Annotated in this window: 12 protein-coding genes; 8 read left to right on the plus strand and 4 right to left on the minus strand. The window is 72.3% G+C overall.

Features of this window, described 5'->3' with window-relative positions; genetic code table 11:
* Both NH602_RS19450 and NH602_RS19455 read left to right on the plus strand, forming a co-directional pair.
* Nucleotides 1-316: hypothetical protein (locus NH602_RS19450; protein ID WP_253068548.1), on the plus strand; the 316-nt coding region annotated here is incomplete at its 5' end.
* Nucleotides 313-795 carry a ferritin-like domain-containing protein gene (locus NH602_RS19455; protein ID WP_062401114.1) on the plus strand — a complete coding sequence of 161 codons (483 nt, stop codon included), beginning with the start codon at nt 313-315 and terminating at the stop codon, nt 793-795. The genes NH602_RS19450 and NH602_RS19455, both read left to right, overlap by 4 nt.
* Nucleotides 796-808: 13 nt before the next feature.
* On the opposite strand, the gene NH602_RS19460 is transcribed toward NH602_RS19455, so the two are convergent.
* From NH602_RS19460 to NH602_RS19470, 3 genes are all read right to left on the minus strand, one after another.
* On the minus strand, nt 809-1,489 hold the full coding sequence (locus NH602_RS19460; RefSeq protein ID WP_253068549.1) for a YhgE/Pip domain-containing protein: 681 nt from the start codon (nt 1,487-1,489) through the stop codon (nt 809-811).
* Nucleotides 1,486-2,442, minus strand: a complete 957-nt coding sequence (locus tag NH602_RS19465; protein ID WP_253068550.1) for an ATP-binding cassette domain-containing protein — start codon at nt 2,440-2,442, stop codon at nt 1,486-1,488. The genes NH602_RS19460 and NH602_RS19465 overlap by 4 nt, the downstream gene beginning before the upstream one ends.
* A 353-nt stretch (nt 2,443-2,795) precedes the next feature.
* The gene (locus tag NH602_RS19470; RefSeq protein WP_253068556.1) at nt 2,796-3,815 is read right to left on the minus strand and encodes a GntG family PLP-dependent aldolase; all 1,020 of its coding nucleotides are present in this window, start codon (nt 3,813-3,815) and stop codon (nt 2,796-2,798) included.
* Nucleotides 3,816-4,073: 258 nt separating this feature from the next.
* Between NH602_RS19470 and NH602_RS19475 the strand changes: the two genes are divergently transcribed.
* From NH602_RS19475 to NH602_RS19485, 3 genes are read left to right on the plus strand one after another with little or no spacing between them, the layout of a single operon-like run.
* Nucleotides 4,074-4,658 (plus strand): TetR/AcrR family transcriptional regulator, encoded by a 585-nt coding sequence (locus NH602_RS19475; RefSeq protein WP_073575818.1) that lies wholly within the window; start codon nt 4,074-4,076, stop codon nt 4,656-4,658.
* A 53-nt stretch (nt 4,659-4,711) separates the two neighbouring features.
* Nucleotides 4,712-6,139 (plus strand): adenylosuccinate lyase, encoded by a 1,428-nt coding sequence (gene purB / locus NH602_RS19480; protein WP_253068551.1) that lies wholly within the window; start codon nt 4,712-4,714, stop codon nt 6,137-6,139.
* Nucleotides 6,136-7,020: a phosphoribosylaminoimidazolesuccinocarboxamide synthase gene (locus NH602_RS19485; protein WP_253068552.1), complete on the plus strand. Its 885-nt coding sequence runs from the start codon at nt 6,136-6,138 to the stop codon at nt 7,018-7,020. Before purB ends, NH602_RS19485 begins: the two co-directional genes overlap by 4 nt.
* Nucleotides 7,021-8,510: 1,490 nt before the next feature.
* Here the strand turns inward: NH602_RS19485 and NH602_RS19490 are convergent.
* Nucleotides 8,511-9,461: a sugar-binding transcriptional regulator gene (locus NH602_RS19490; protein WP_253068553.1), complete on the minus strand. Its 951-nt coding sequence runs from the start codon at nt 9,459-9,461 to the stop codon at nt 8,511-8,513.
* A gap of 154 nt (nt 9,462-9,615) precedes the next feature.
* Here NH602_RS19490 and NH602_RS19495 point away from each other — a divergent pair, with 154 nt between their 5' ends.
* From NH602_RS19495 to NH602_RS19505, 3 genes are all read left to right on the plus strand, one after another.
* Entirely contained in the window at nt 9,616-10,719 is a 1,104-nt protein-coding gene (locus NH602_RS19495) for an alcohol dehydrogenase catalytic domain-containing protein (RefSeq protein WP_308292862.1), read from the plus strand.
* Between the two features lie 10 nt (nt 10,720-10,729).
* The gene (locus NH602_RS19500; protein WP_253068554.1) at nt 10,730-12,052 is read left to right on the plus strand and encodes an RbtT/DalT/CsbX family MFS transporter; all 1,323 of its coding nucleotides are present in this window, start codon (nt 10,730-10,732) and stop codon (nt 12,050-12,052) included.
* On the plus strand, nt 12,049-13,561 hold a 1,513-nt coding region (locus NH602_RS19505), incomplete at its 3' end, for a dihydroxyacetone kinase family protein (protein WP_253068555.1). The genes NH602_RS19500 and NH602_RS19505, both read left to right, overlap by 4 nt.

Below are 13,561 nucleotides of genomic sequence, written 5' to 3' on the forward strand. Positions count from 1 at the left end.
GTCCGACGCCGCGCTGGTCGTCGCCGCGGTGACCGGCGACCCGTCGCTCGCGGGCCGGCTGGAGCCGCTGCGCGCGGCCCGGATGGAGCACGCCGCCGCGCTGGACCAGGCGGGCGGGCGCACTCCGGGCCAGATCGCCGCCCCCGCGACACCGCCGTCGGGGGATCTCGCCGCGGTGCGCGACGCCGTCGCCGGATCGGCCCGCAGCGCAGGCGAGGTCGTCCCCCGCGCCTCGGCGCTGCAGGTGGGTCTGGTCGCCGAGGTCGCCGCCTGCTGCGCCACCTACGCGGCGGTCCTGACCGGGGCGCCGGCGTGAGCGCGGGTCCGCGGCCGCGGCAGTCCTCCGACGACGAGCCGCAGGTCCCCCAGGTCACCGTCGAGGCGCTGCAGCGGGCACTCGCCTGCGAGCACGCGGCGCTGTGGGCGTACAAGATGGCGCTCGCGTTCATCCCGCCGGAGTGGGCGACCCGGGCCCGCGGCGACATCGAGGCCCACACCACCCTGCGCGGTCAGATCACCCAGACCCTGTCCGACATCGGGCAGCGGCCGGTCTCGGCGCAGCCGGCGTACGCGGCCCCGCAGCCCGTCGTCGACGGGGTGTCGGCCGGGGCGCTGCTGGTGTCGGCCGAGACCGACGCGATCGCCGCCTGGCGGTCGGTGACCGAGCGGTCGTCGTCGGTCCCGCTGCGCGAGGCCGGGCTCAAGGCGATGGTCGAGTGCACCGGCCGGCTCGCGTACTGGCGCGGGGTCACCGAGCGGTCCCCCGTCGTGCCGGTGTTCCCCGGCCGCAGCTGAGGGGTCGCGGCGCTCAGCGGAGCGCCGCGGCGGCCGCCTCGACGTCGTCAGGGGTGGTCGACAGGTGGAACGCCAGCCGGGCGGCCCCGTCGTGGGCGGTGGCCGCGCCGTCGGCGAGCTTCCCGGCGCCGTCCGCGGCCTCCTGGGTCCTGGTGTGGATGGTGGAGAAGCCGGTGAGAAACCGGTCCGCGGCCTGCGTCCCGACCTCCTTGGCGACCGACTCGCGGACCCGGGTGGTGAGGGTGTCGGCGATCGTGCGGGCCAGGTAGTTGTTGGCGTCGTTGGTGGTGAGCACGAGGATCCCCTGGCGCGGGGTGAACTCGCCGGAGGACTGCAGGGCCGCGGTGAAGTCGCGCGGGATCGTCACGGCGAAGGTGTAGACGTTGTCGCGGACACCGCGGTCGGCCTCGGCGGCCGAGACCCGGTGGAAGTCGAACGAGCCGGAGTCGGTCAGCTCCGTCGCGACGTCCTGGCCGACGTTCTGCGCCTTCCCCTCGGCGTCGGTGCCGCCCGCGTCGTCGACGACGAGCGCGGCGGGCACCTGGTCCAGGCGGGAGTAGGGGTCGCCGTTGGCGTAGAGGTAGAAGCCCGCGTAGAGCATCGGGATCATCAGCAGCGCGAGCACGGCCAGGACCGGCAGCCGCCCGGCGGTGATCCGCCGCAGCTCGCTGATCGCCATCCTGATCGCGCTCATGAGGTCCGCTCCGTGCTCTCGTCGCCGTCGGTGGCCCCGGGGGTGAGGTCGGCCCCGGGCAGGATCGCCGTGCCCGCGTCCCGCGGGGGCTCCCCGGTGCCGGGCGGCGGAGCGTCCGCGGTCCCGGCGGGGCGGCGGCGCAGCAGCCGCCGGGTCCAGCCCTGGGGCAGGTCGTCGGCCCCCTGCGGTGCGACGACGGTCAGCGGCCCCGTCGGGTCCTCGGGCCTGCTGTGCCGCCCGGGGGGCTCCGGCAGCGCGCCGGCGTCGCCCCCGCCGAGCCGCACCGCGGGCACCCCCAGCAGCGCCGCCGACCCCTCGGTGCAGGTCACGACGACGGCGAACCCGGCGCGGGCGTGCTCGGAGGCGACCTGCCACCAGGTCACCGGGGTGCCGCCGTGCCGGTCCGGCGCGGTCAGCACGAGCACCCGCACCCCGGGCCGGGACGCGGCCAGCGCGGTCATCAGCCCGATCCGCACGGGCGCGGGCACGTCCTCGAACCGCGAGCGCACCCAGGTCTGCGCGCCCCGCGCGCCCAGCCACTCGGTCACCGCCCGCGGGGTGGTGCCGCGCCCGGCCATCGCCAGCTCCTCGCCGACGACGGTCCGCAGCGGCAGCACCGGCTCCGGCTCGCTGACCCCGGGCGTGTCGACGACGGCGACGGCGCGACGCAGGCGGCGCGGGTCGTCGTCGCCGTCGAGGGTGACGGTGCCGTGGTCGGGCCGCATCCGCCCGGCCAGCGCCAGCGCCAGCGCGGTGTGCCCGGAGCCGGGGGTGCCCGCGACCAGCAGCACCGACCCGGGGACGGTGCGCAGCGAGGTCGACGCGAGCAACACCCCGTGGGTGCCGTCGACGGCGACGCCCTCGGCGACGAGCGCGGCCTCGGGGGCAGGGGCGCCCTCGGGGACGGCGGTGGCCTCGGTATCGGGAGCGGGCGAGGGGGCGGAGCTGGTCATGACGGTCCTGCTGTCCTGGGCGCCCCGGGCCGCACGACACCCGGCGATCGCGGGTCCGCGCAGCTCACCGGCGCCGGTCGTGGGTCGGAGCCACCGGCGCCCGGCGGTGCGTACGCACGGGCGCGACGGCGGCGGAAGCCTAGGCCGACGCCTGCTCCGGCGTCCGGCCGTCGCCCAGTGTGGACCCGATCGTGCGGGCCGACTTGACCTCGGACGACAGTGACTTGACCCGGCGCGACACTGTGACGGCGGCGACGAGCGACGTCGGGAGCGCCCGGCCCGGGCGCTCCGGTGCCGGGGACGGAGGGCGACCCGGAGCGCCGGCGGAGGGCGGCGCGGGGTGGGACCGGGGGTCAGCCGCCGAGGGCGGTGCGGGGCAGCGGCGCAGGGCCGCCGGGGGAGCCGGTGCTGGACGGGCCGACCTCGCCGATCCGGTCCAGCGCCGCCTTGATGTGCTTGTCGCCGACGTCGCGGTGGGTCATCAGCCGCAGCTTGCCCGCGATGGCGCCGGCGCGGACACCGGCCTCGGCGAACGCGGCGATCGTGCCGCGCACGTCGGCCACGTCCACCAGCACGATGTTGGTCTGCGGCTCGCGGACCCGCCAGCCGCGCTCGCGCAGTCCGGCGGCGAGCCGCGTCGCCAGGTCGTGGTCCTCGGCGAGCCGGTCGATGTCCTCCAGCGCGACGAGCCCGGCCGCGGCCAGCACCCCGCCCTGCCGGACGCCGCCGCCGAGCATCTTGCGCAGCCGCCGGGCGTGCTCGACGAACTCCGCCGACCCCGCGACGACCGACCCGACCGGCGCGCCGAGCCCCTTGGACAGGCACACCGCGACCGTGTCGGCGCCGACGGTCAGCGCGCCCGGCGGGACCCCGAGCGCGACCGCGGCGTTCCACAGCCGGGCGCCGTCGAGGTGCACCGAGAGCCGGGCGGCCCGCGCCGCGGCGGCGACGGAGGCGTGCTCCTCCGGTGCGGTCACGGTGCCGCCCGCGGAGTTGTGGGTGTTCTCCAGGCACAGCAGCACCGGGCGCAGGGAGGCGTAGAAGCCGTCGTCGGCGGCGGCCCGGCGCACAGCGGACGCGGTGACCTTGCCGGGGCCCGCGTCGTGCGGCAGCGGCCGCGGCATCCCGCCGGCCAGCCACGCGGCCGTGCCCAGCTCGAAGTCGAGCACGTGCGCGCCCTGGGGGGCGAGGAAGGAGTCACCGCGGCCGAGCCTGCTCATCAGCGCGATCAGGTTCGCCATCGAGCCGGTGGGCGTCCACAGCGCGTCGGCGGCGCCGAGCAGGCCGGCGACCCGTTCCTCCAGCTCGCGCATGGTGGGGTCGCCGTCGAGCACGTCGTCGCCGACCTCGGCCTCGGCCATCGCCCGGCGCATCGCCTCGGTCGGCAGCGTGACGGTGTCCGATCGCAGGTCGACGGGCTCGCCGGGGGCCGGGGCGGCCGCCGCCCCGCGCGCACCACCGCGCGGTGACCAGCGGCTTCTGGGTGACGGACGCACACCACCAGTGTGTTCCATCCCCGCGGCGGTGAGAACGGCAGGGTCACGAAACGGTCACGGTCACCCCGTCCGACCTGGGCGTCGAGTCCGGTATCTCACTCGTCCGGACGGGCCCCGTCTTGGCACTATGTGGCGATGGCGGCCCCGAAGCAGACCGAGAAGGGTGAGCGTCGCCGCGCCCTGCTCGTCGCGGCGGCCGCGGAGCTGCTCGCCGAGAGCGGGTTCGACGCGATCCGGCACCGAGCCGTCGCCGAGCGCGCCGGGGTGCCGCTGGCGGCCACGACCTACTACTTCTCCTCGCTGGAGGACCTGGTGTCCGCCGCGCTCGACCGGCTCGCGCACACCGAGCTGGCCGACGCCCACGACTGCCTCGCCCGGCGCGACGACCCGGCCGAGATCGTGCTCGACCTGCTCCTCGGGCCGCGCTCGCGCACCGACGGCCTCGACGCCGTCCTGGGCCGGTTCGAGCGGCTGATCGGGTCCGGCCGGCGCCCGTTCCTGGCCGGGCTGCTGCGCGCCCAGCGCGTCGAGTTCGACGCCCTGCTCGACGAGGCGCTCACCCGCGCGACCGGCCGTCGCCCGGGGCCGGGGGAGGTCCGCAGGCTCACCGCGCTCGTCGACGGCGTCGTGCTCACCGCGCTGATCGAGGCCGACCCCGACCCGCGCGCGGTCGGCCGGAAGGCGCTCCACGAGGTGCTGGAGTCCCTGCCCCGGGTGTGAGGCCGCGCTCCCGCCGGTCACAGGGCCCCCACCAGCCATTATCATCGCGCCACGTGATTCCCAACGTGCTGGCCGCGCGCTACGCGAGCCCCGAGCTGGTCCGCCTCTGGTCTCCGGAGTACAAGATCCAGCTGGAGCGACGGCTGTGGATCGCGGTGCTCCGCGCCCAGCGCGACCTCGGCATCGAGGTGCCGTCGTCGGTCGTCGACGACTACGAGGCCGTCGTCGAGCAGGTCGACCTGGGCTCGATCGCCGCCCGCGAGCGCGTCACCCGGCACGACGTGAAGGCCCGCATCGAGGAGTTCAACGCCCTCGCCGGCCACGAGCACGTGCACAAGGGCATGACCAGCCGCGACCTCACCGAGAACGTGGAGCAGCTGCAGATCCGGCTGTCGCTGGAGCTCGTCGCCGACCGGACCGTCGCGGTCCTGGCGCGGCTCGGGCGTCGCGCGTCGGAGTACGCCGAGCTGGTCATGGCCGGGCGCAGCCACAACGTCGCCGCGCAGACCACCACCCTGGGCAAGCGGTTCGCCTCCGCCGCGGACGAGCTGCTCGTCGCGCACGCCCGGCTGGAGGACCTGCGCTCGCGCTATCCGCTGCGCGGGATCAAGGGCCCGATGGGCACCAGCCAGGACATGCTGGATCTACTGGGCGGCGACACTGAAGCCTCGGTGAAGCTCGACGAGCTGGAGCAGCGCGTCGCCACCCACCTGGGGTTCGCCGAGGCGTTCACCAGCGTCGGGCAGGTCTACCCGCGCTCGCTCGACCACGACGTCGTCACCGCTCTGGTGCAGCTGGCGGCGGCGCCGTCGTCGCTGGCCACGACGATCCGGCTGATGGCGGGCGCCGAGCTCGCCACCGAGGGCTTCGCCCCCGGCCAGGTCGGGTCCAGCGCCATGCCGCACAAGATGAACGCGCGTTCCGCGGAACGCATCAACGGCCTCATGGTGATCCTGCGCGGCCTGTCGGTCATGACCGCCGAGCTCGCCGGCACCCAGTGGAACGAGGGCGACGTCTCCTGCTCGGTGGTGCGCCGCGTCGCACTGCCGGACGCGTTCTTCGCCCTCGACGGCCTCTACGAGACCACGCTGACCGTGCTCGACGAGTTCGGCGCCTACCCGGCCGTGATCGCCCGCGAGCTCGACCGTTACCTGCCCTTCCTCACCACGACCGCGGTGCTGATGGCCGCCGTCCGCGCCGGGGTCGGCCGGGAGACCGCGCACGAGGTCATCAAGGAGCACGCGGTCGCCGTCGCACTGGCGATGCGCGAGCAGGGCCAGGCCGACAACGACCTGCTCCAGCGTCTCGCCGGCGACGACCGGCTCGGCCTGCCCGCCGGCACGCTGGACCGGCTGCTGGAGGACCCGCTGCGCTTCACCGGCGCCGCGTCCGCACAGGTCGCGGCGGTCAACGAGAAGATCGCGGCGATCACGGCGAAGCACCCCGAGGCCGCCGCCTACACCCCCGGAGGGATCCTGTGAGGCTCGTCCACTCCGGCAAGGTCCGCGAGCTCTACCTCGACGAGTCCCGGGACCCGGCCCAGCTGCTGCTGGTGGCCTCGGACCGGCTGTCGATCTACGACGTCGTGCTCCCGACGCCCGTCCCGGACAAGGGCGCGATCCTCACCGCGCTGTCGCTGTACTGGTTCGAGCGCACCGGCGACCTCGTGCCCAACCACGTCATCGGCACCGACGACATCCCCGACGGGTTCGCCGGGCGCGCCGTCCGCTGCCGTCCGCTGGAGATGCTCCCGGTCGAGTGCATCGCCCGCGGCTACCTCACCGGGCTCGGGCTGAAGGAGTACCAGCGCACCGGCGCCGTCTCCGGCGTCACGCTGCCCGCCGGCCTGGTCGAGGGCTCGAAGCTCCCCGAGCCGATCTTCACCCCGACCACCAAGGCGCCGGTCGGTGAGCACGACGAGTTCATGACCTTCGACGACGTCGTGGCGCAGCTGGGCGCCGACACCGCGGCCCGGCTGCGTGACCTGACCCTGGAGGTCTACCGGCGCGGCGCCGAGTCCGCGGCCGACGGCGGGATCATCGTCGCCGACACCAAGCTGGAGTTCGGCCGGGACACCTCCGGCGAGATCGTCCTCGGTGACGAGGTGCTCACCCCGGATTCGTCGCGGTTCTGGCCCGCCGACTCCTACGAGCCCGGCCGGGTCCAGTTCTCCTTCGACAAGCAGTACGTCCGCGACTGGTCCGCCGGGCTGGACTGGGACCGCACCGCCCCCGGCCCCGAGGTCCCCGACGAGGTCGTGAAGGTCGTCCACGACCGCTACGCCGAGGTCTACCGCCGCATCACCGGCACCCCCTGGGCCTCACCGACCGGGGACTGGCCGGTGCAGCACCGACGGTCTTAGGGAGGAGTTAGGTCGGGACCACAGTTCAGGTCGGCGGTGCGGAGTTGCTCGCCGCCCCCGTGCCAGTCTCCATATCATGCCGCCACGGGCTGCAGGGCCCGGAGTGCAGGGTTACGGCTATCGGCCCGAGGCCCCTACCCAGCTCTACCTCTCGACTCAAGAATGCCGGAGCGGCGCAGTCAGCCTTTTCGTTGTCGGACAATAGTAAAGAGACGAAGGAGCGCGGCAGTACAGGAACGTAGAGTGAGTGCGTCCCATGCTGTACTGATTCGATCGGTCACTACTGAAGAGCGGCTAGAATCGAAGTCCTGTAAGGATTTGACCCAAAACTCCGCCGCATTTACGACGGAACTGGATCGACCCGTTAGAACCGGTTCTGCGCTTCGCGCGAAGGATCTTCTACGGCGCCTGCCCGCCAGTATAGAGGGCATCCCATTCGCTTGGAGCCCTCAGCTAGCACTTGCGGCGCAACGCACCTGCGGGTAGCCTTCCGCTTTAGCGGTTGAATGAAATGCTGCTCGCGAGCATCTTCGGGGGTTATTATGAGGCGCTGGATCGGCTCGATCATGGCGACAGCGGCGCTTTGCTCGGGGATGATTCTAGCTGTACCTGTGTCTGCATCGGCGGCGCCAGCATGTGTAGGAGTGAGTAACGAGACAACTAATACTTACTTCGGAGCTGGTGGTGGACAAATCACCGTCTACACGGGAGAGTTGGACTCTTGCCTTGCTAAGCAGGTTCAAGGGCAGATGGCTCTTGGGGCCTCGGCGGCGTCAATATTGTCGGTGTTGACGAGGAATGTCCCGGTTGTTAATTGGTCGACTGCTCTTGCTGGGGGTGTTGCAGGATGGAACGCTGCATCATTGTCGAGTTGCGCGCAAGGCGATCGAGGCGTTCGCCTCACTGTTGCGAATGGAATCGTGACCGGCTGCAGCTCGCAGTAGGCAAGAGCAGCCAACTCGACTGTGTCTCCAAAGGAAAGTTTGTCGACCGCGTGTAGGCTGTAGCTCAATCGCCTGCAAGTCGCTGTTGCCAGCCAAGTTCTTGTGCGACTCTCCTATGCGGTTGAGGTCCGACGAGTAGGTCGTGCGAGCATTCGTTGATCTTACGTGTCGATCTTGACCTCCGGCGAGACATGCTAGTCTTTCAGGGGGCAGCATGTGTTCGCTTGGTCGCATCAACGGCGTTGCTGTTGGTGGCGTCCGACTGTGGCCGATTCAAGAGTGTGTGGACCGCCGGTTGGTCGTGTCGCTTGATCGGGTGTGGGTGAATGCAGTTTGTGGCACGGACATGGAGTAGGTGGTGAGGGCGCTGTGCTACCTACAATGTCATTCTTCACAGCTGCTTAGTGGAGCGGTACGTCACGAACTCCAACTGGTCGATCGTGGCGTCGCCAGCGTCTTCACGCCTAGTGCGGTTCGTTTACCTCAGAACTGTAGTTGAGGTTTTCGAATGGTTTCTGACTTTGGTAAACGTGGTGGCGGGCTCAGCTAGTAGTCCGTGTGGGCCGCTAGCAGAACTTGAGCGGTGGGGGCGTCGGTCACCAGGCGGTTGAACAGGCCCGCCCGCGCCCCGCCGACGATGCTCGGCACCTTCTCCTCCCCGACGGCGACGGCGATCGTCCGCGGCACCCGTCGCAGCTGCTCCGGCGAGATCCGCACCATCCGGTCGCTGCCCGGGAAGGCGATCGGGCGGCCGTCGGCGCGGTAGAAGTTCAGGCAGACGTCGCCGACGCCGTCCTGGAGGCCCTCGTCGTCGAGCGGGACCGAGGTCGAGATCGACGCGCGACCCGCGGGCGGGGCGCCGACACCGACCAGCGCGGCCTGTGCGCGCATCCAGAACCCGGTCACCCGGCGGAACTCCGGGTCCTCGGCGAGCGTGCGGCTCATCGCCGGTGACGGCATGGCCTGGGTGAACAGGAAGTGCGGGCGTCCGTGTCCACGTTCGGCGACCGACCGGACGATCTCGTTGGTCTGGTGCCACGCCTCGGGTTCGGCGACCCCACCGACGGTCGGCACGATCTCGCAGCCGGCCAGCGCGGGCAGCGTGGTGTGGCTGAGCTCCCACACGGTGCGCCCGGACGAGACGAGCAGGACGTCGCCGGCGCGCAGCCCGGCCTCCCGCAACGCCTCGCCGACCGGCTCGGCGAGCGACTGGCCGAGGTCGGTGGCGGGCCGCGGGGCCAGCCACACCCGGTCCAGCCCGAGCGCAGCGGCGAGCCGGGGTGCGTCGTCGCCGCCGGTGTGCAGCGAGTCCGGGTCGTGCACGGTGATCTGCACGATCCCGACCCGGCGGGCCTCGGCGAGCAGCCGGGAGACGGTCGGACGCGACACGGTGAGCCGGTCGGCGATCGCGGCCTGGTTGAGCTCGTCGACGTAGTACAGCCGCGCGGCCCGGTGCATCAGCCCCAGGTCGCGCCGGGAGACGTCGTGTGGCGCCATCGCCACCTCCTCCGCTGTGTCGGACCGGTACCAGTCAAGCCTACTGCACGTTTGTTCAATCGGGAACGAACGTGTTGACGGATGTTCATGCCGGAACGCATGCTCAGAACCAGTCGCATGCAGCACCCCGCATGGCACCAACGGAGGTTCCGTCGTGGCAGTTCAGATCCCGACACAGATCCCGTCCCGGATGCAGGCCGTCGTCGTACACGGCCCCGAGGACTACCGCCTGGAGGAGGTCGACGTCCCTGCCCCCGGCCCCGGCGAGCTGCTGATGCAGGTCGAAGCCGTGGGCGTGTGCGCGAGCGACCTGAAGTGCTACCACGGCGCCGCGAAGTTCTGGGGCGACGAGAACCGCCCCGCCTGGGCCCAGACCGGTGTCACGCCCGGTCACGAGTTCGTCGGCCGGATCGTCTCCGGCGACGACGAGGGCCTCGCCCTGCACGGCGTGTCCGTCGGTGACCGCGTCGCCTGCGAGCAGATCGTCCCGTGCGAGCAGTGCCGCTACTGCCTGCGCGGCCAGTACTGGATGTGCGGGCCGCACGACATGTTCGGCTTCCGGAACTTCGACGGCGCGATGGCCCAGTACATGCTGGTCCCCACCCGCGCCCGGGTGCACCGGGTCTCACCGGACCTGGAGCCGCAGCACGCCGCGTTCGCCGAGCCGCTGTCCTGCGCACTGCACGCCGTCGAGCGCGCCACCATCACCTTCGACGACGTCGTGGTCGTCGCCGGGTGCGGCCCGATCGGCCTCGGCCTGATCGCCGGCGCCCGCGCGAAGAACCCGCGCCTGCTGATCGCGCTCGACCTCGACGACGAGAAGCTGGAGCTCGGCCGCCGCACCGGCGCCGACCTCACGATCAACATCTCCCGCGAGGACGCGGTCGCCCGGGTCAAGGAGCTCACCGACGGCTACGGCGCCGACGTCTACCTGGAGGGCTCCGGCGCCGTCCCGGCTGTCGCGCAGGGCCTGAACCTGCTGCGCAAGCTCGGCACCTACGTCGAGTACTCGGTGTTCGGCTCCGAGGTCACCGTGGACTGGTCGATCATCTCCGACGACAAGGAGCTCGACGTCCGCGGCGCCCACCTCGGCCCGCACTGCTGGCCCGCCGCGATCAAGATGCTGGAGGACGGCAAGCTCCCGATCTCCGACATCTGCACCCACCAGGTGCCGCTCGCGGAGTTCCAGAAGGCCCTCGACCTGGTCGGCGACACCTCCGGTGCGTCGGTCAAGGTCTCGATCCTCCCGAACGCCTGAGGGGTCGACGATGAGCAGCGCCGCTCCGCAGCACGAGACCGTCCTCGACCGCATCGGCATCCCGCACTCCCTGCGCTGGGGCTTCCTCGGCGTGCTGGTCTTCATGACCGGCAACGGGACCGAGTCCAACTTCATCTCCCCGCACATCGAGTCGTTACTCGGGTCGCCCGAGGACACCGTCGCGGCCATCATCGCCGCCTACGGTGTGGCCGTTCTGGTCGGTAGCTACCTCGCCGGCGCGTTCGCCGACCTCTGGGGCCCCCGCCGGGTCATGACCATGGGCGTCGTCGTCTGGGTCGTGTTCGAGGTGCTCTTCCTCCTGAGCCTGCAGTTCGGCAGTACCCCGCTGGCCGCCGTGAGCTACTTCTTCCGCGGGTTCGGCTACCCCCTCTTCGCGTTCGCGTTCCTGGTGTGGATCAACGTGGTCACGCCGTACTCGCGCAACGGCGTCGCGGTGGGCTGGTTCTACGTCATGTTCACCGGTGGCCTGCCCACCCTGGGGTCGCTGTTCGCGCTCGGCATGATCCCCGCGTTCGGCGGTGCTGCCGGTGGCGAGACCGCCGCGATGGTCGGCTCGACCGTGCTCGTCGTCGCCGGGTTCCTGATCGCCCGGTTCGGGGTACGCGAGCCGCACGCCACGCAGCGGCTCGCGCCGGCGGGGGAGAGCGCCGGCCAGGTGCTCAGCGCCGGGCTGCGGCTGACCGCGGCCAACCCGAAGATCCTCATGGGTTTCCTGGTCCGGCTGATCAACACCGCGCCGCAGTACGGCATGTTCATCATCCTGCCGACCGTCATCGCCGTGGAGCTGGGCTGGGGCCAGAGCCGCTGGTTGATCATGACCGTGTTCGTCTACGCGACGAACATCCTGGTCAACGCGGTGTTCGGGGCCGTCGGCGATCGGTGGGGCTGGCGACGCACGGTGCAGTGGTTCGGCGTGTTCGGTTCGGCGGTGGGTCTGCTGCTGTGGTGGTACGTGCCGCACGCCGTCCCGGCCGGATCGACCTGGGGCTTCTGGGTCTCGGTCGCCGCGGGCTGCGTGTTCGGCTGCCTGCTCGCCGGGTTCGTCCCGATGGGCGCGATCATGCCCGCGCTCGCACCCGACCACAAGGGCGCCGCCATGGCCATGTACACCACCGCCGCCGGCGGCGCTCAGTTCCTCGGGGCAGCTGTGGTCTACGTGATGCTGGCGCTGGGGGCCGGCAACGTCGGCGTGGTGTGGGCCTTCGTCGCCCTCTACGCCGCCGCCTTCGTGATGGTCTCGTTCCTGAACGTCCCGCAGGACGACCCGCAGCTGCGCGAGACCGCCGCCACCACGGTGAGGGAGACCTCGTGACCAGGATCTTCGACGACCCCGCCGAGTTCGCCGACGACCAGCTCGCCGGCTTCCTCGACCTCTACGCCGACCGTGTCCGAGGGGTGCACGGCGGCGTGGTCGCCCACCGTGGCGACGGCGACCCGCAGGTCGCCGTCGTCATCGGGGGCGGCTCCGGCCACTACCCGGCGTTCTGCGGGACGGTCGGGCCGGGGATGGCGCACGGCGCCGTCGTCGGCAACATCTTCACCTCGCCGTCGGCGGCCCAGGCGTACTCGGTCGCGAAGGCCGCCGACCAGGGCCGCGGTGTGGTCTTCAGCTTCGGCAACTACGCCGGCGACACGATCAACTTCGGGATCGCGGCCGACCGGCTGCGGGCCGAGGGCATCGACACCCGCATCGTGGTCGTCACCGACGACGTCGCCTCCGCCGAGGAGGAGTCGCGGCGCCGCGGGATCGCCGGCGACTTCACCGTGTTCAAGGCGATGGGTGCCGCCGCCGCGCGCGGCGCGGACCTCGACGAGGTCGAGCGTCTCGGCCGCGCCGCCAACGCCGCCACCCGCAGTCTCGGCGTCGCGTTCACCGGCTGCACGATGCCCGGCGAGGACGAGCCGCTGTTCTCGGTGCCCGAGGGGCATCTCGGGCTCGGCCTGGGCATCCACGGCGAGCCCGGCATCCGGGACGTCCCGATGCTGCCCGCCCGCGAGCTGGCGGAACTGCTGGTCGACGACGTCCTGAAGCACGCACCGGCGGGCGCCCCCGGCCGGGTCGGGGCGATCCTCAACGGGCTGGGCACCACGAAGTACGAGGAGCTGTTCCTGCTGTGGCGCCACGTCGCGCCGCGGCTGCGCGACGCCGGGTACGAGATCGTCGACCCGGAGGTCGGCGAGCTCGTGACCAGCCTGGACATGGGCGGCTGCTCGCTCACCCTGATGTGGCTCGACGACGAGCTGGAGCCGCTGTGGCGGGCGGACGCCTACACCCCCGCCTACCGCAAGACCGCCGCGCCGCTGGCGGCGCTGCGCGAGCCGACCGCCGACGAGCTCGCCGAGGCCGACGCCGTCGTCACCGCACCCGCGGCGAGCGACGCGGCCCGGGGCCTCGCGGGCACCGTCCGCGCCGCGCTGGCCGCGGTGGAGTCGACGATCCGCTCCCACGAGCACGAGCTGGGGAGGATCGACGCCGTCGCGGGCGACGGAGACCACGGCCGCGGCATGCTCAAGGGGATCACCGCCGCTACCGCCCGGGTCGGCGAGCTCGGTGACGACGTCGGCGGCGGCTGGGTGCTGCAGCAGGCCGGGCAGGCCTGGGCCGAGCGCGCCGGCGGCACCTCCGGGGTGCTGTGGGGCGCAGCGCTCGAGGCGCTCGGGCGGCACCTCGGCGACACCGCCGCGACCTATCCGGCCGCGACCGTCACCGCCGGGGCCCGCGAGTTCGCCACGACGATCCAGCAGCTCGGCGGGGCGCAGGCGGGGGACAAGACCCTGCTCGACGCGCTGCTGCCCTTCGTCGAGGAGCTGGAGCGCCGGG

Source organism: Pseudonocardia sp. McavD-2-B (assembly GCF_024124365.1).
GTDB lineage: Bacteria > Actinomycetota > Actinomycetes > Mycobacteriales > Pseudonocardiaceae > Pseudonocardia > Pseudonocardia alni.

Bases quoted from the DNA above. Each gene is read 5' to 3' on its own strand.
- NH602_RS19470 (WP_253068556.1), bottom strand. From the start codon at position 3,815: ATGCGCCGGGCGATGGCCGAGGCCGAGGTCGGCGACGACGTGCTCGAC.
- NH602_RS19460 (WP_253068549.1), bottom strand. From the start codon at position 1,489: ATGAGCGCGATCAGGATGGCGATCAGCGAGCTGCGGCGGATCACCGCC.
- NH602_RS19475 (WP_073575818.1), top strand. From the start codon at position 4,074: ATGGCGGCCCCGAAGCAGACCGAGAAGGGTGAGCGTCGCCGCGCCCTG.
- NH602_RS19465 (WP_253068550.1), bottom strand. From the start codon at position 2,442: ATGACCAGCTCCGCCCCCTCGCCCGCTCCCGATACCGAGGCCACCGCC.
- NH602_RS19500 (WP_253068554.1), top strand. From the start codon at position 10,730: ATGAGCAGCGCCGCTCCGCAGCACGAGACCGTCCTCGACCGCATCGGC.
- NH602_RS19490 (WP_253068553.1), bottom strand. From the start codon at position 9,461: ATGGCGCCACACGACGTCTCCCGGCGCGACCTGGGGCTGATGCACCGG.